The sequence below is a fragment of the Alicyclobacillus suci genome (assembly GCF_017329615.1).
Taxonomy (GTDB): Bacteria; Bacillota; Bacilli; order Alicyclobacillales; family Alicyclobacillaceae; genus Alicyclobacillus; species Alicyclobacillus suci.
The window spans coordinates 1-436 of the sequence record NZ_JAFMTW010000170.1; the positions used below are offsets into that span (position 1 = coordinate 1).

At 54.6% G+C, this 436-nt stretch carries 1 protein-coding gene; it reads left to right on the forward strand.

Annotated features, from left to right (window positions below; all coding sequences use genetic code 11):
* The coding region (locus J3482_RS20285; RefSeq protein WP_206923101.1) for an IS66 family transposase at nucleotides 1-436 on the forward strand (436 nt) is incomplete at both ends.

Sequence of the window (436 nt, forward strand, 5' to 3'; positions counted from 1 at the left end):
GGTTGCCGGAAGAAGAGCTTGGTTGCCCCTGTTGCGGTGAACAAATGCATGAAATGAGTACGCAGGTGCGGCGCGAGTTAAAAATCGTCCCGGCCAAGGTTTCGGTCGTGGAGCATGTGCAGTACATCTATGGTTGTCGACCATGTGAGCAAAATGAAATCCAGACGCCAGTGCTCCATGCAAGCATGCCACGCCCCGCGTTTCCAGGAAGTTTCGCATCTGCATCCGCCGTGGCGTATGTCATGGGTAAGAAGTATGTTGAGGGGATGCCTTTATACCGTCAGGAACAACAGTTTGCAAGACAGGGCGTGACATTATCCCGGCAGACGCTGGCCAATTGGGTGGTCACAGGTGCGCACCGGTGGTTGCGACTGCTCTACGACCGACTTCAGACAGAATTGCTTTCACGCAGGTACCTCCATGCCGACGAGACAAC